Genomic DNA, 16,852 nt, shown 5'->3' on the forward strand with positions numbered 1-16,852 from the left:
TTTACCAAGCACTTTTGATTTTTAGTATAACTCACTTACATTATAAAACGGGTAACCAGTGTGCAAGCGCAGCCAAGATAACCATAGCAAAAATAGCCGCGATAATATCATCTAGCATAATACCTAGCCCGCAACCTACTTGCCGATCAAACCAACCTATAGGCCAAGGTTTTAGCATATCAAAAAAGCGGAAAAGCACAAACGCTATCAATACCCATTGCCAACTAACTAACGGTATCACCATCAGGGTCATCCACATGCCAATAAATTCATCCCACACAATACTACCGTGGTCGTAAACTTGTATATCATCGGATGTCCGGTGACAAATAACAATACCAACAACAAAACCAAATAAAATAATAAACCAACATAACAAAACGGGTAATAACCAATACATCAGTAGCCAAAATGGAATAGCAGCTAACGATCCCATGGTTCCAGGAATGATGGGTGATAAACCACTACCGAATCCGGTTGCCAATAGATGCCAGTGATTTGATAGCTTTAAACGAGATTTTGCATCAATCATAGCAAGCTTCCACAATAAAATGATCAAAACCAGTTAAATTAGGTGAAACCTCTTTATTCCCATAAAAATAGCGAATGCCTTCTGATTCTGGTGTGATCTGGCCGATACAATGAAAATTTGCCCCAGTATGCGCTAGCGCTGACTCCAATGCACCACGGTTTATCTCAGGCACCGTAAAGCACAGCTCATAATCTTCTCCCCCACTTAACGCCCAGGTTAACGCCTGTTCTGAAGTAACTTGTCTGCGCAATACCTCTGATAGTGGCAAAGAATCTAATTTAATTTTAGCGCCACGGCCACTGATTTTGAGAATATGTCCAAGATCAGAAATCAAGCCATCAGAAATATCTATCGCTGAAGAAGCAAGATGACGTAAAGCCTGCCCTTGCAAAATACGAGGCTGTGGCCTTAAATGACGTTGAATCAACCAATGACGATCTTTTACATCATCGACAACCAGCTGTGATTGTAAAATCGCAAGGCCTGCAGGACTATCACCCAATGTTCCGGTAACATAAATCCAATCACCATGACAGGCTCCAGACCGGGTTAGCGATTTTCCTGTCGGAATCAAACCATGGGCTGTATAGGTTAAACTCATTGGCCCTCGTGTTATATCTCCACCAATAAGTTGCATTTCATAGTAATTAAGCTGTTCAAATAGGCTAGAACTAAATCTTGCCAGCCAATCTTCATTGATTTGTGGCAATGTCAACGCCAGAGAAGCCCAGGCAGGATCGGCTCCCATAGCGGCTAAATCACTTAAATTAACCACCAAAGATTTATAGGCTAAATCTTCAGGTGAAATACTATCAAGAAAATGGATACCTGCAACTAGTGTATCGGTAGTAATCGCTAATTGCTGTCTTTCCGGTATTGTTATCAATGCACAATCATCACCAATACCGATATTAACGTCATGCCGATTTTGCTGTTGACGATTAAAATAATGCGCCATGATATCAAATTCGCCACAAACCATAATAATATTCCAATATACCATGCTCCTATTGTTATAAGGCTATCACAGCACCTTATAATCAAAATAAACATTAGATTATTCGAAAAGCCTGAACACCATTACTTCTTACGCACAGTAGCAACAACTTTGTCGAGCGCTCCATTGATAAATTTGTGACTCTCCTCGGCACCAAAAACTTTTGCTAATTCAATCGCTTCATTAATAGCAACTTTATAAGGTACATCATCACGATAACAGAGTTCAAACATCGCTAAACGTAAAACCGCTTTCTCTACCTGACCAAGCTCCCCAAGCTGACGAGAAAGATAAGGAGCCATTTTTTTATCCAGTTCTAACACATGAGTTGAAACGCCATTAAGTAGTTCACGGAAATAAGTTACATTAACATCTGACATATCCTGTTCAGATAAAAATTCCACTTCAACATCAGCAATACTATTACCCGATAATTGCCAAGAATAAATCGCCTGAACAGCACACGCACGCGCGCGATGACGAGCAGCAGGTTTCACAAAATTCCCCTTAAATAAAATAGTTAGCCTTTAATGGCTTGAATTACATTAACCATTTCTAGTGCAGCTAATGCAGCATCTGCACCTTTATTTCCCGCTTTTGTACCTGCGCGCTCAATTGCCTGCTCAATATCCTCGATGGTTAATACACCAAAGGCAACAGGAAGATTGCTTGTCATCGCAACATTAGAAAGTCCAGCACTACACTCACCGGCAACATATTCAAAATGTGAGGTTGCACCACGTATAACGCTAGCAAGTGCAACAACTGCATCATATTTTTTGGTTTCTGCTAATGTTTTAATCGTTAAAGGCAGTTCATAAGCACCTGGCACCCAAACTACCGTAATATTTTCTTTTGCAACTTGGCCAACACGTTCCAAGGTATCAATAGCGCCTTCCAGCAAGCTATTGTTGATGAAATGATTAAAACGTGCAACAACGATTGCTATACGAGCTTTAGGTCCTGCTACCGTACCTTTTATTACCTTCATAGCCTTCCTTAAATATTAATTATTCTTTACAGAAACGACAATTTTATCATATTCTTTTCTATACTGCGCTGCTGAATTTAGCTAACTTTAAAACAGTCATCAGGAACGCTAAATTTAATCAATTAAATGTTACATTACTTTAACTATACTGCTTTGCTATATTAAGCTAATCAGTTAATAAATATGACATCACAATGGCCGAAGTGTTAAACGTAAATCAGGTCCAATAAGTTCAATATTAATAAATTCAAATGCAGGTGCATCTTTCAATTTTTGTAATGCTGGAATATTAATTAATTCTCTTGCGGTTCCACCTAAAATTTTAGGTGCAATATAAACAATCAATTCATCAACTAATCCTAGTGTTAACAAAGCGCCAGCAAGTGTTGGACCGCTTTCGACCCAAACTGAATTAATATTACGTTTAGCCAGCTGCATCATCAACAAAACTAAATCAATACCTTTTTCGTAGGTTGGGATAGCGATTTGCTCAACATCACCACACCAATTTTGCAATATGGGATTAGGGCGAATAAGCCAACATTCACCATCTGATTTTGTTATAATATGTTCTGGTTTTACTTGATTATCACTATCCAAAACAATTCTTATTGGTTGTCGAAGACGCTCTTTAGGGTAAATATTTTGTAGCTCAGGCGCAAAATCTGTCCAACGAACATTCAAAGCTGGATTATCAGCTAAAACAGTAGCACTGGTAGTCAAGATTGCGCTCGCCTGGCCCCTGAAACTTTGTACATCTTGGCGAGCTACTGGCGAAGTGATCCATTTACTTTCACCTGATGCAAGGGCCGTCCGCCCATCAAGTGATGCGGCTAACTTAAGTTGAACATAGGGAAAACCTGTTCGCATTCTTTTTAGAAAGCCTTGATTTAATTGTTCAGCTTCATCCATTAGTAAACCATGTAATACTTCGATGCCAGCCTGCTGTAATTTAAGTAAACCACGTCCTGCAACCTGTGGATTTGGATCTTGTATCGCCACAACAACTCGCCGAATACCTGCTCTAATTAACGCATCCGCACAAGGTGGCGTTTTACCATAATGACTGCAAGGTTCTAATGTGACATAAGCAGTTGCTCCGTTCGCTTTTTCACCCGCCATTTGTAATGCATGAATCTCAGCATGCGCCTCGCCTGCTTTGCAATGAAAACCTTCACCCACAACTTCACCATTGCGTACAATGACACAGCCTACATTCGGGTTTGGTGAGGAAGTAAATCGTCCTTGCTTGGCCAATGACAACGCACGGCTCATAAACTGCTTATCAAACGTAGTCATTTTTACTATTAATCCTGTAACTTAGCAATTTCTTCGCCAAATTCACGAATATCTTCAAAACTACGATATACCGAAGCAAAACGTATATAAGCAACTTTATCCAGCTTTTTCAGCTCATCCATGACAATTTTTCCAATCATCTTCGCCGGAATTTCTCGCTCTCCGGTTGCGCAAAGCTGCGATTTTATATTGTTAATAGCTGTTTCCACATCATCGGAACTTACCGGGCGTTTTTCTAATGCTTTTTGCATACCTCGTCTAAGTTTGTGTTCATCAAATGACTCACGTACATCATCACTTTTTACCACACGCGGCATGACTAATTCAGCCACTTCAAAAGTAGTAAAACGCTCATGACATTCAAGACATTGTCGACGACGACGAACCTGCGAACCATCTCCAACCAGGCGTGAATCAATCACTTTGGTATCTACAGCGGTGCAAAATGGGCAATGCATAAAATTTCCTGATTTTAGGGTCCGGTTTTTCAGTTTAACTCAGCTATCAATGAAAAACACCCTGCTAGCGTAATCTAACAGGGTGTAAGTTAACAAAATTCGCCTTTACGGCAGCAGAGAATGTTGATCCGCTCCCTCTTTTTCTACTTTAGGAGGAAGCAAATGCTCTCGTTTCATGCCCATCTTTAATGCTAGAGCAGAAGCAACATAAATAGAAGAAACGGTTCCAATCGTCACGCCAATTAACATAACTAGAGCAAATCCTTTCAGTATTGACCCACCAAAAAGATAGAGCATCAATACCACTAATAAAGAAGTTCCTGATGTAATAAGTGTTCGACTCAATGTTTGGGTCAATGAAACGTTAACTATTTCGTAAGAAGTACCGCGGCGGATCTTGCGGAAATTTTCACGAATACGATCAGAGACAACAATACTGTCATTTAATGAATAACCGATGACCGACATTAATGAAGCAACGATAGTCATATCAACTTCAATCTGAAAAAGTGATACAATGCCTAATGTAATGATCACATCATGCGCTAATGATATTACTGCACCAGCAGCCAGACGCCATTCAAAGCGGAAACCTACATAAATCAAAATACAAATCAAAGCAGCTAACAGTGCCATTGCACCTGTTTGAGATAATTCACTGCCGACACTCGGCCCGACAAATTCGATGCGCTTAACCGTTGCTTGATCATCAACATTTTTGTTAATGACTGAAATAATGGACTTACCGATTTCTTGACCTGCCACGCCTTCAGTAGGAGGCAATCGGATCATAATATCTCGGCTACTACCAAAGTTTTGAATCAACGGCTCTTGATGGCCATTATTCGCTAAACTCGCTCTAATTTTATCAAGATCCGCAGGTTGACTGAGATTAATTTCAATAACAGTCCCGCCGGTGAAATCCAATCCCCAGTTAAATCCTTTCAATGAAATAACCGTAACCGAAAGAATAAATAAAGCAATTGAGATACCAAAAGCTAAACAATCCCAACGCATAAAATCGATAACTTTACGGCCATGATTTAACTGTTCTACTGTATAATCTTGCGCCACAACCACGCTCCTTAAATAGACAGCTTTTTAATACGTTTACCACCATACAATAAGTTCACGATAGCACGTGTTCCTACAATTGCAGTAAACATGGAAGTGGCAATACCAATCGCCGTAGTAATAGCAAAACCCTTAATTGAGCGTGTGCCTACCACATACAAAATGGTTGCCGTGATCACAGTTGTCAAATTCGCATCTAAGATACTGGAAAATGCCCCCTTGTAACCTTCATGTATCGCTTGCTGTATCGAACGAGCATTCTTTAATTCTTCTTTAATACGTTCATTAATCAACACATTCGCATCAACGGCAACAGCAAGCGTTAAAACAATACCAGCAATTCCCGGCATGGTTAAAGTGGCCCCCGGTAATAGCGACATAATCCCCATAATGAGGATCAAGTTTGCTAACAATGCAGAACTGGCAATCAGACCAAACTTGCGATAATAAATGACCATAAATAGAACTAGAGCTAGCAAACCGGCTAATAATGCTTCCATTCCTTGCTCAATATTTTGCAATCCTAATGTTGGCCCAATTGTGCGTTCTTCAACAATTTGAATAGGTGCAATTAATGCGCCCGCGCGTAATAATAAAGATAATTGACGAGCTTCAGTTGGATTACTAATACCAGTAATACGAAATTTGCTACCAAAGCGGGCAGAAATTCTGGCGACATTAATGACTTTCTCATCTTTTACCAAAATAGCACGACCATTGGCATCCTTTCGCCCACTATCTTTATATTCAACAAATAGGGTTGCCATCAATTTATCCTGATTATCACGGGTAAAATCAGGCATTATTGAGCCACCAGCACTATCCAGACCTATGCTTACCTGCGGACTGCCCATTTCATCCAAATCCGATGTCGAATCAGTAATATGATCGCCTGTCAAAATAACACGTTTATAAAGAACAACAGGTTCACCATTGCGAGTATATTTTATCTCAGAATCACCTGGAATATGGCCACGTTGAACAGCCGAACTGTCTATGCCGACATTTACTAAGCGAAACTCCAGCGTTGCAGTAGCACCAAGGATCTCTTTTGCTCGCGCCGTATCTTGAATACCTGGTAATTCAACGACAATACGATCAGCGCCCTGACTTTGTACCAATGGTTCAGCAACGCCTAATTGGTTAACACGATTACGGATAATATTAATATTTTGTGATACTGCATAATTACGTGCTTCACGGATCCGCTCATCTGTCATTACTGCCGTTAATAGATTCTTGTTACCAGCAGTAAAAACCAAATCGCGATAACGTGGTGTCAAATAAGATTCCGCTTGAGAGCGCCCACTATCATCACGAAAACGAATTTCAACACCGTAATTATCTATTTTACGTATAGTTGAATATGGGATCCCTTTTTCACATAAATCACTACGTAGGCCATTCATATTCTGTTCTTGCAATTTACCTAATGCTGTTTCCATATCCACTTCCATTAAGAAGTGAACGCCACCACGCAAATCTAGCCCTAGTTTCATTGGTTCACCGCCCAATGCTCTTAACCAATGAGGGGTTGCAGGTGCCAGATTTAACGCTACGATATATTGCTCCCCTAAACCGGCAACTAAGGTTTCGCGGGCATGTAGCTGGACATATGCATTATTAAAACGAGCAAGGATTACACCGCTTTCCAGTGCAATTGATTTACTTTCGATTTTCTCTTTCTTTAAAATATTGCGAACTTGATCCAAAGTCTGTTCATTGGCTGCGGTTCCGCGCACGCCAGTAATCTGAACAGCCGGATCCTCTCCATAAAGATTGGAAAGCGCATACAGCAAACCGATAAGCAACGCAGCAATCAGCATCAAATACTTCCACAAAGGATAACGATTTAGCACGGCAATTCCCTTCGGGAAAATCAGAAATTAGATAGATTTCATTGTACCTTTTGGAAGTACAGCAGCAACGAAATCACGTTTAATGGTTACTTCATTGGTGTCATTTAATGCAACAACAATATAACCGGTTTCAGATACTTTAGTGACGTGGCCAATTAATCCACCGGTTGTTAGTACCTCATCACCTTTAGCAATAGAATTCATTAATTTTTTGTGCTCTTTAGCTCGCTTCTGCTGTGGGCGTAAGATCATAAAATAAAAAATCAATCCTAAAACAACCAACATGATGATCAAAGAATATGGGTTTCCTTGTGCTTGACCACCAGCTGAAGCGACTGCTTCAGAAATAAACAAACTCATCAAAATTTCCTCATTGTGATTAAAACAATATTTCTAGCTCAAAAAATTAATCCTAGCCTATAAATCCTACACTGATTTGATTCAATTAGCACGACTGAAATTATACTCTAGTTTGATGAAATCAATTTATTGATCCGTCGATAAAACTCTACTGCAAAAGCCTCAAATTGACCTTTTTCAATCGCTTGTCGAATTTCAGCCATTAGTCGTTGATAATAACGCAAATTGTGTAAGGTATTAAGCCTAGCACCAAGAATTTCATTACATCGGTCAAGATGATGTAAATAAGCACGGCTATAATGAGAGCAAGTATAGCAGTCACAATGGGCATCTAACGGCGAAGTATCCGATTTGTATTTAGCATTACGGATTTTAATTACACCTTCAGTGACAAATAGATGGCCATTCCGAGCATTTCGGATTGGCATTACACAATCAAACATATTAATACCGCGCCGAACCCCTTCAACCAGATCCTCTGGTTTACCGACCCCCATTAAATAGCGTGGTTTATTTTGCGGAATTTGTGGGCAAACATGCTCTAAAATATGGTGCATATCCGCTTTAGGTTCCCCGACTGCTAAACCACCAACAGCGTAACCATCAAAACCAATCTCGACCAGGCCTTTTACGGATATATCACGTAAATCCCGGTAAACGCTGCCCTGAATAATGCCAAACAACGCATTTTTATCAGCTAACTCATCAAATCGTTGGCGACTACATTTTGCCCAGCGAAGAGACATTTCCATCTATTTTTTGGCATAATCCCAATCCCAATCTGCCGGATAGTGTGTGCATTCATCAAAAATCATAACAATATCCGAACCAAGATCGTACTGAATTTCCATCGACTTTTCAGGGCTCAGGAAAACCCTTTCGCCATTGATTGGATTGCGAAAATAAACGCCCTCTTCTTTAATTTTACGCATAGCACCAAGGCTAAAAACCTGAAATCCACCGGAATCAGTCAAAATTGGTCCTTGCCATTGCATAAAATCATGCAGATCGCCATGTAATTTTATTATTTTTTGTCCAGGACGCAACCATAAATGAAAAGTATTGCCTAACAGGATTTGAGCACCGGTTTGTTTAACTTCTTCTGGCGTCATCCCCTTGACTGTACCATAAGTGCCAACCGGCATAAAAGCAGGCGTTTCTACAATCCCACGTTCAAAAATCAAGCGACCACGACGAGCTTGGCCGTTTTGGCTTTGTAATTCATATTTCACTTTGCCTCTCTAGCATCAGAAAAACAGTCTGATGGGTTAATTACATATTCAGTTAAATAAATTGCTGATATCAATTTAATAGTTAACAACTAGTTAGACACGTTTTTACTCTCTGCTTTAGAATTGTGCGTGATAAACATGGCATCACCATAACTAAAAAAACGGTACTTTTCTGCGATTGCTTGTTGATAGGCATTCATCGTATTTTAATAACCAGTAAAAGCAGATACCAACATAATCAAAGTAGACTCAGGTAAATGGAAATTAGTAATTAATGCATCAACAATTTGAAAATGAAAGCCTGGGTAAATAAAAATTCGAGTATCATCAAAAAAGGGGGCAATAATACCTTATTTACATGCACAAGCCGCGCTTTCTAATGATCGAATCGAAGTTGTACCAACCGTAATAACCCGTTTACCTCTAGCTTCACACGCCAATATTGCATCAACAGGCTGTTGCGATACTTCAACATATTCTGCATGCATGGTATGTTCAGCAATATTCACCACCCGCACAGGTTGAAAAGTGCCGGCACCAACATGCAGCGTCACAAACGCCATTGCTACCCCTTTTTGCTGCAGCGCCGCTAGTAAAGATTCATCAAAATGCAATCCTGCCGGCGGCGCAGCACCAGGCCGTTGGCCATAAACCGTTTGATAAAGCGTTCTATCAGCCTCTTCATCAGGGCGGTCAATGTAAGGTGGTAATATAGCATATGGCCAATATCATTTAAAATAGCTAACACATCTCGCTTATCCTGAAAATCAATTTCAAATAACGTATCGTGTCTTGCCAACATAATGGCTTTGACACTTTCATCATAACCTAATAATAATTCGGTTTATGCCTTGGGTGCTTTAGAAGCACGAATATGCCCAACACCCAATGACTTCGCAATATGCGTTCAATCAATACTTCAATTTTGCCGCCAGACATTTTACGACCATAAAGACGAGCCGGTATTACCTGAGTATTATTGAAAACCAACAAATCACCTGATTCTAATTTATCAACAATATCAGTGAATATACCATGTGCCAGTTCACCTGTTGAATCGTTTAAAGAGAGTAGTCGGCAATGACTACGTTTGGCTAAGGGATAATGGGCTATTAACTCATCAGGTAATTTAAAAGCAAAATTAGAGACACGCATTTCCTTACACTATTTGATCAAAACAAGCGCACTAGTCTAGTGCGGCAATAAAAACAGTGTAACAAATAAGCATCACGAAAATTAAAAATTCACTTATAATGACACTATGAATTTTCTTGCACACTTACATTTAGCTCAACGAGCACAAAGTTCCTTATTAGGAAATTTAATGGCGGATTTCGTTCGCGGTGATCCTGAAGGCTTGTATTCACCAGATGTTGTGGCCGGGATCAGAATGCATCGTCAGGTAGATAAATTCACCGATCAGCATCCCATTGTGATTAATGCCAAGCAACTTTTTCGACCGCCATACCGCCGAGTCGCAGCGATCACTCTCGATTTAGTTTGAGATCATTTTCTCGCTTTATATTAGGATCAAATTGAAGCAAAACAGACTCTACCCCAATTTGTTCATTATGCTCGCCAGCAAATTGAACTAAACCTATATGATATACCCCAGAAAAATTTCAAGAATTAAATGAGTATTTATGGTCACAAAATTGGCTGCTGCATTATGCAGAACCTGAATATATTAATAATGTATTAAAAACAGTATGGCGCGCAAACGTCCTAAACTGGTTAATTTAATTGGCTCCTTTGATGATTTTATTCTGCATTACCACGATTTTTCTGCTTTTTTTTGCAACTTTATCCAGCAATGATCGCTTTTGCCGAAACTCTATCAGAAAAAAGAGCGCCGTTAATGAAAATAAATAAACCCTAGCTGATTAGAGGCTAGGGTTTATTACAGATTAAATAACACTCTTTATATATCTCGCTTTATATCAGTGTTGTTTAGTGCTAATACGATCATAGAGTGCAAAAATCACTAAAACGATTAATGAAGGTACCAACCAGGCTAAATCATGAACATAAACTGGTAATTTCTTCGCAACATCAGGAATAAATGCTTGCAAAAGCTCAGAAGATTTCATCGCACCTAATAAGCCAAAGATTAAACTGGTCAACATAGTTGGCGCAACTACTCTGGATGGGCACTTCCACCATTTCAAAGTAAAACTCATTAAAATCAATACAATACATGGTGGATAAATTGCAATTAATACAGGAATAGAAAATTCAATCAGTTTACTCAATCCTAAATTCGAGATCACCATAGAAAAGATGCCAGGTATCCAGACTAATTTACGATAAGAAATCGGCACATAAAGCGCAAAAAATTCCGTACAAGCACAAGTGAGTCCAACCGCAGTTACCAGACAAGCAACAAAAATAAGTATCGCTAAGAAAAAGCTACCAAAATTACCAAAAGTATGTTGCACATAGGCATGCAAAATATCAGCACCATTGCTGGCATTAGGTAATAACGTGCCGCTATTCTCACCCAATTTAAACAGTGAAACATAAACCAATGTTAATAACACGCCGGCAATTAATCCAGCCCACATGGTATAACAGGTTAAAAGAACAGAATTTTCGACACCGCGTGAACGGGCAGCATTAAAAATAACAATGCCAAACACCATCGCGCCCAGGGTATCCATTGTCAAATAACCATTAATAAAACCATTAGAAAATGCCATTTCAGTATATGATGGCGTTGATATAATGGGTTCACCGGCCGGCCAAAGTACCGCAGCAATGCCCAAAATAGCCAATCCAATCATTTTTATTGGCGCTAAGATATGTCCTACGCTATCGAGTAGTCGTCCTGGATAGAGTGAAATAGCTATCACCACAGCAAAATAAACTAAGCTATAGATAAACAATGAAATCGATGAAACACCGCCTACTAGTGGGACAATTCCGACTTCATAAGAAACTGTTGCCGTACGAGGTGTGGCAAATAATGGCCCAACAGATAAATAGGCAACAATAGCTAACAATAACCCCGCACATTTACCAATTGGAGCACTAAGCTGTTCGATGCCACCACCTACTTTTGCTAGCGCAATAACTGCAATAACAGGCAAACCGACACCTGTTAGCAGAAATCCAGCTGCCGCTGTCCAGACTTGTTCCCCAGCTTGCAATCCAACCATAGGAGGAAAAATAATATTTCCTGCCCCTACAAATAACGCAAAGGTCATAAACCCTAACGCTAAAATATCTCGAAATGTTAAACGATATGCCATAATTATTTGTTAATTTGTTGTTATTTATAATTCAGCTTAAATAAAAGCAAAACCTAAACCACTTATTATTTATTGACGCTAATCTCAGCTGATTTTTAATCAAATAAAAATATTTAATTAACCTGATAAATTTAGTAAAAATAGAAAAATCCGTCAATAAAAGACTACAAGTAAAACTTTTATAATGATAAAAGGCAATAGTAAATCGAAAAAGCAGAAGCAGAATAAGCATCTGAAATAAATTTTTTATTTAGTGATTGGTTTTAGTGTTTACTCAATATGCGTTATATGATTTGCATAAAATTTAACCAACACTACACTAACATCTATTCATGCAAATGTATTATTTAACTCAATCTGTTTAACTAAAATTCAGCAAATGAAATTTAATTTTGGCCATTTTTTGTTGTTACAATTAAACTAGACGGGATAAATAAAACTAAACACCGCCCCTTACCTAATTGACTTTCGATATCTAATTGGGAATGATGGTGTATTAATGCATGTTTGACAATTGCCAATCCCAATCCGCTACCACCCCCCATTCGACGTGAACGCGATTTATCTGCTTGATAAAAACGTTCAGTTAACCGAGTCAAATGTACTGAAGCAATTCCCGGACCATTATCGCGAATAAAAAAGTGCTCCCTGTTTAATTTGTCGCGAACCAATGTGAATAGATGTTCCAACCGGTGTATAATTAATCGCATTATAGATAAGATTTGAAATGACGCTTCTCAGTTGCTCTTCGTTACCATAAACTTGTAATTGTTTATCCACATCAAAAATAATTTCATGCTTTCCCACACTTAAATTTATTACATCTTGTTTTATTGTGTTTAGCATTGCTAGAATATTGATCTGCTCATTCAAATTAATATGTGGTGCTATTTCAATGCGGGAAAGCTGAAATAATTGTTTAATTAAACTATCAATGCGTGCCAATTGTTCACGCATTGAGTGTAAAGCTTTTTTGTTAGCCGAATGACTATCGATTTGCTCATCCATGATTTCCAAATAACCTTGTAAAACAGTTAATGGTGTATGTAATTCATGATTAGCATTAGCAAAAAATTCGCTGCGTAATTTTTCCAATTTCAACTTTTCCGTTATGTCTTTTGCAACCATTAATAATTGGTCATCAACATAAGACATAATTTGAAATTTAACAATCGCACTGTTATTTAACGCTATCGTAAACGGCACAGAATAGTCGGCCAACATAAAATAACGGTTGAAATCAGGATAACGGAGTAAATTGAAAATAGATTGCCCACTATCCTCCGGCCAACGAAACGCCAATAAATATTCAGCTAAACGGTTACACCAAACAATATTACCTTCTGCTGTCATGATAATAACTGGATCAGGCAAAGATTCTGCACCACTCCGAAATCGCCTAATAATCTGTACCAATTCACGCCGACGTTTACGATTGCGTTGTTGTAACTGATAAATACCATAAAAAATCGGTTCCCAAACACCTTGTCCAGTTGGTGGCAGTAAACGACGTTCAAGCCAAAGCCAATCAGATAATTTCAGTAAATGATAACTATGCCAACATAAAGCGGCTAATAATGAAATCACGAGCAACCAAGATAGATGCACAACAAAAAGTGATAATCCACATGCCGGTAAACAGAAGAAAATCAGAACAACCACTAATTTTTTTCACGACAAACGTTCAAGCACGCCAACTTTTCCTTATAACCAACAATCAATAACGGACAGAGAAACGATAGCTTGTACCTCGAACTGTCTAGATCATTTTGTCATGACCACCCACAGCAAGTGCTTTACGTAAACGACGAATATGCACATCTACTGTCCGATCCTCAACATAAATATTCACACCCCAAACATAATTTAATAATTGCTCACGATTATAAACTCGTTCTGGATGGGTCATAAAAAAATGCAGTAATTTATATTCTGTCGGCCCCATTTCTATTGACGTTGTATCACTTGTTACCCGATGAGAGGTAGGATCTAGCTTCAATCCCTTCATTTCAATAAGATTGTCGCTAACCCTAGCTGAAACACGACGCAAAATTACATTTACTCTAACAATCAGCTCTTTAGGTGAAAAAGGTTTTGTCAGATAATCATCTGCCCCAATTTCTAAACCTCGCACCCGATCTTCTTCTACCCTTGCAGTTAACATCATAATCGGGATATTTCGGATCAGTTGATCACGCTTTATATGTGCAATAAACTGGATACCCGAACCACCCTGGATCATCCAATCTAGCAAGATGAATGCCGGATAAGACTCTATGAGCTGAGCAATAGCTGAATCATAATCATCAGCCTCAATGGTTTGGAATCCATTCTGTTCTAATACAAAGCAAACCATCTCACGGATCGCGGTTTCATCTTCGACGATCAGAATACGTCTTACCATGATTGATCCTATCATTATTTCATTATTAAATTAGTAGGCGCCATTATTTCATATTTATGACCATTTTATGAAATATTGTAGCGAATTTCGTCAAGTTGCAAATTTTCAGGCTGAATATGAGATTTGATATCTAATTCACAAAATTAATTAATAACTGAATTTTTGAACGATATGGTTAAAATTTTTATCTATGATTTTTTATCGACCCGATTATAGTTATCAATAACCTATTTACAAATAATTAATTTATGACCTTATTAATATAAGGTAAATATAATGCTAAACAAATTTATTGAAATGATGAAAAAAAGAAGAACTATTTATAATATAAATAATTCATTACCTATCTCTGAAGAAAGACTTATTACATTGGTTAAAGAAACGCCCTCTTCATTTAATTCGCAAACATCGCGTGTAGTTATTCTATTTGGTGATGAACATAAAAAACTGTGGCATAACATTACCAAAGAAACACTAAAAGAAATTGTGGCTAAAAAGATATTTACCACGACAGAGAAAAAAATCGATAGTTTTGCTGCCGGAGCAGGTACGGTATTATTTTTTGAAGAGCAAAATATTATCGAACAATTACAGCAAAAATTTCCACTTTATGCCGATAATTTTCCAGTTTGGTCAGAACAAAGTAGTGGTATGGCACAATATGCGGTTTGGGCTAGCCTGGCGTAAGAAAAAGTAGGCGCATCACTACAACACTACAATCCACTAATTGATGAAAAAGTGCATGCCAGTTGGCATATCCCAAACTCGTGGAAATTACGCGCTCAATTAGTTTTTGGTGCAATTAAACAACCAGCCAATGAAAAAACATATATTGACGATGACGTGCGTTTCAAAGTCTTTGGAAAAAATTAACTCAATTTGCGGCAAAATTTATTTTGCCCATAGTCACAACTATTAGCAAAACGGCATTAGGGTAACAAAACTAAATGTTTTTTTAGTGACATTCTTATACCAATAAGATATCAATTAATAAGATAAAGTTTGCAAAATATATTAACTCTGATCATTGAATCAAAAATAAAAAATAACAGCCAAAATGGCTGTTGTTATTAATTTTTATTTTTATTTAATAAACTAAATCGCTATGACCAATAAGGTGAATATTTACCGATTTGATTAGAAAAAGAAACGTAAACTGGTTTCAACCAAAAGCCAATTATCTTTTTCGTAAGCGTGATTTTTACTATGAACATGGTTATAGGCCATCTCCATATATAAAAGTAATAGCGAACTTTTTATTACTATAAAGTCTTTATCTACCCCTAACGTATAAGTCTACTTTATATAGTCAAAGGTTTTTTTATCGCCCGATCTTAGTCCATAACCAGCATATAACCCTGTATCGGATTGAGGTCAGTACCACTTTGCAGTCATGCCATAAAGGTGAGCCGCCCAATCCCCGGTAACAGCAGTTGGCGATAGTTTTTGTCCTGCAACAACAACATTAGTTGATTGTAATCGACCATAATCAACCCCGATTGAAGCTGTTTTATCAGGAAAAACATATTTGACACCCAATGCAAACATATTGTCTTGCGGTTTTTTTCACCTACCACTTCTGCCCAACCAGTAGCCAGTTCTAAACCTAAAGCGTTCTAATAAAAAAGTCCCAATGAATATGCATGAATAATATCACCGAAATCAGGCTCAACACTGCCTTCTGCGGATCTGGAATAACTGCCTGCTAGCTTGACGCCTTTAAATGAAGGTGTTTCTATAAAAATAGTATGAGGTAAACGTATGGTAAAATTATCCTGTCCAGTACCACGATAGATGGTATTGCCATTTTGTTGCGCTATAAAACCGGAAGATATACCGGTCGACCAAGTACATCAGCAAAATAAAGCACTCCAGTATTGTTATAACCTAAATTAGATTTTGCAACGGAATTGATAAGCATATAGGCATATAGGCATATAGGCATATAGGCATATAGGCATATAGGCATATAAGTACGGCCAAATTGTGCTTTACCATATTCTGCATGGGAAACACTAATATATCCAACCCGATTATAGAGTTCAAACCGACTGTTGGGATTATTACTATTCAACTTTTACGTATCTAAACCTAATTCAATATTGCCAAATACTTTAACCTAATGAGGCAACTTATGCTCGGCATAAAAACCAATACGGCTTCCATCATCACCAATAATGGTTTTATTCTTTTCAGTATCCCAACTATTTATTAATCTAATCTGTCCATAAATATCAAACTGTATATATTGATCATCATAAATACTTGTTGCCTGTGTAATCTGTGCTAAAGATAAAGTAACAATAAATGTTATGATAGGTTTTAATTTTATTACCATAAGAACACCCATTAATTTAAGCTAATAAATAATTTAAAAATCTCACTTCAAATAATA

15 protein-coding genes and 4 pseudogenes are annotated in these 16,852 nt (G+C 38.0%); 2 read left to right on the forward strand and 17 right to left on the reverse strand.

Annotated elements, in window-relative coordinates:
* Nucleotides 1-40: 40 nt before the first annotated feature.
* From pgpA to queA, 11 genes and pseudogenes are all read right to left on the reverse strand, one after another.
* Nucleotides 41-532 carry a phosphatidylglycerophosphatase A gene (gene pgpA, locus ARADI_RS13150; protein WP_119712321.1) on the reverse strand — a complete coding sequence of 164 codons (492 nt, stop codon included), beginning with the start codon at nucleotides 530-532 and terminating at the stop codon, nucleotides 41-43.
* Entirely contained in the window at nucleotides 525-1,514 is a 990-nt protein-coding gene (thiL, locus tag ARADI_RS13155) for a thiamine-phosphate kinase (RefSeq protein ID WP_119712360.1), read from the reverse strand. The genes pgpA and thiL overlap by 8 nt, the downstream gene beginning before the upstream one ends.
* A gap of 98 nt (nucleotides 1,515-1,612) precedes the next feature.
* On the reverse strand, nucleotides 1,613-2,026 hold the full coding sequence (gene nusB, locus ARADI_RS13160) for a transcription antitermination factor NusB (RefSeq protein WP_119712322.1): 414 nt from the start codon (nucleotides 2,024-2,026) through the stop codon (nucleotides 1,613-1,615).
* A gap of 23 nt (nucleotides 2,027-2,049) precedes the next feature.
* Nucleotides 2,050-2,520, reverse strand: coding sequence for a 6,7-dimethyl-8-ribityllumazine synthase (gene ribH, locus ARADI_RS13165; RefSeq protein WP_119712323.1), 471 nt, complete (start codon nucleotides 2,518-2,520; stop codon nucleotides 2,050-2,052).
* 189 nt (nucleotides 2,521-2,709) lie between these two features.
* Complete coding sequence (gene ribD / locus ARADI_RS13170) at nucleotides 2,710-3,819, reverse strand: bifunctional diaminohydroxyphosphoribosylaminopyrimidine deaminase/5-amino-6-(5-phosphoribosylamino)uracil reductase RibD (RefSeq protein ID WP_119712324.1); 1,110 nt, start codon at nucleotides 3,817-3,819, stop codon at nucleotides 2,710-2,712.
* Between the two features lie 8 nt (nucleotides 3,820-3,827).
* Nucleotides 3,828-4,277 (reverse strand): transcriptional regulator NrdR, encoded by a 450-nt coding sequence (gene nrdR / locus ARADI_RS13175; protein WP_119712325.1) that lies wholly within the window; start codon nucleotides 4,275-4,277, stop codon nucleotides 3,828-3,830.
* 105 nt (nucleotides 4,278-4,382) lie between these two features.
* The gene (gene secF, locus ARADI_RS13180) at nucleotides 4,383-5,351 is read right to left on the reverse strand and encodes a protein translocase subunit SecF (RefSeq protein ID WP_119712326.1); all 969 of its coding nucleotides are present in this window, start codon (nucleotides 5,349-5,351) and stop codon (nucleotides 4,383-4,385) included.
* 11 nt (nucleotides 5,352-5,362) lie between these two features.
* Entirely contained in the window at nucleotides 5,363-7,210 is a 1,848-nt protein-coding gene (gene secD, locus ARADI_RS13185) for a protein translocase subunit SecD (RefSeq protein WP_119712327.1), read from the reverse strand.
* 27 nt (nucleotides 7,211-7,237) lie between these two features.
* Nucleotides 7,238-7,570 (reverse strand): preprotein translocase subunit YajC, encoded by a 333-nt coding sequence (yajC, locus tag ARADI_RS13190; RefSeq protein WP_119712328.1) that lies wholly within the window; start codon nucleotides 7,568-7,570, stop codon nucleotides 7,238-7,240.
* Nucleotides 7,571-7,677: 107 nt separating this feature from the next.
* Nucleotides 7,678-8,802: pseudogene (tgt, locus tag ARADI_RS13195) on the reverse strand (tRNA guanosine(34) transglycosylase Tgt).
* Between the two features lie 89 nt (nucleotides 8,803-8,891).
* A pseudogene (queA, locus tag ARADI_RS13200) lies at nucleotides 8,892-9,957 on the reverse strand (tRNA preQ1(34) S-adenosylmethionine ribosyltransferase-isomerase QueA).
* Nucleotides 9,958-10,063: 106 nt separating this feature from the next.
* Between queA and ARADI_RS21840 the strand changes: the two are divergent.
* The gene (locus tag ARADI_RS21840) at nucleotides 10,064-10,306 is read left to right on the forward strand and encodes an ACP phosphodiesterase (protein ID WP_439647120.1); all 243 of its coding nucleotides are present in this window, start codon (nucleotides 10,064-10,066) and stop codon (nucleotides 10,304-10,306) included.
* A 436-nt stretch (nucleotides 10,307-10,742) separates the two neighbouring features.
* Here the strand turns inward: ARADI_RS21840 and brnQ are convergent, their stop codons facing one another.
* From brnQ to phoB, 3 genes and pseudogenes are all read right to left on the reverse strand, one after another.
* Entirely contained in the window at nucleotides 10,743-12,053 is a 1,311-nt protein-coding gene (brnQ, locus tag ARADI_RS13210) for a branched-chain amino acid transport system II carrier protein (RefSeq protein WP_119712329.1), read from the reverse strand.
* A 386-nt stretch (nucleotides 12,054-12,439) separates the two neighbouring features.
* Nucleotides 12,440-13,715: pseudogene (gene phoR, locus ARADI_RS13215) on the reverse strand (phosphate regulon sensor histidine kinase PhoR).
* A gap of 97 nt (nucleotides 13,716-13,812) precedes the next feature.
* Nucleotides 13,813-14,457, reverse strand: coding sequence for a phosphate regulon transcriptional regulator PhoB (gene phoB / locus ARADI_RS13220; RefSeq protein WP_119712361.1), 645 nt, complete (start codon nucleotides 14,455-14,457; stop codon nucleotides 13,813-13,815).
* A 276-nt stretch (nucleotides 14,458-14,733) separates the two neighbouring features.
* On the opposite strand from phoB, the pseudogene ARADI_RS13225 reads away from it, so the two are divergent.
* Nucleotides 14,734-15,330 (forward strand): annotated as a pseudogene (locus ARADI_RS13225) (nitroreductase family protein).
* Nucleotides 15,331-15,831: 501 nt separating this feature from the next.
* On the opposite strand, the gene ARADI_RS13230 reads toward ARADI_RS13225, so the two are convergent.
* From ARADI_RS13230 to ARADI_RS13240, 3 genes are all read right to left on the reverse strand, one after another.
* Complete coding sequence (locus ARADI_RS13230) at nucleotides 15,832-16,005, reverse strand: hypothetical protein (RefSeq protein ID WP_182853254.1); 174 nt, start codon at nucleotides 16,003-16,005, stop codon at nucleotides 15,832-15,834.
* A 268-nt stretch (nucleotides 16,006-16,273) separates the two neighbouring features.
* Nucleotides 16,274-16,531, reverse strand: coding sequence for a hypothetical protein (locus ARADI_RS13235; RefSeq protein WP_119712330.1), 258 nt, complete (start codon nucleotides 16,529-16,531; stop codon nucleotides 16,274-16,276).
* Between the two features lie 45 nt (nucleotides 16,532-16,576).
* Complete coding sequence (locus tag ARADI_RS13240; RefSeq protein WP_119712331.1) at nucleotides 16,577-16,807, reverse strand: hypothetical protein; 231 nt, start codon at nucleotides 16,805-16,807, stop codon at nucleotides 16,577-16,579.
* Between the last annotated feature and the right edge of the window lie 45 nt (nucleotides 16,808-16,852).

The organism is Arsenophonus endosymbiont of Aleurodicus floccissimus (genome assembly GCF_900343025.1).
GTDB lineage: Bacteria > Pseudomonadota > Gammaproteobacteria > Enterobacterales > Enterobacteriaceae > Arsenophonus.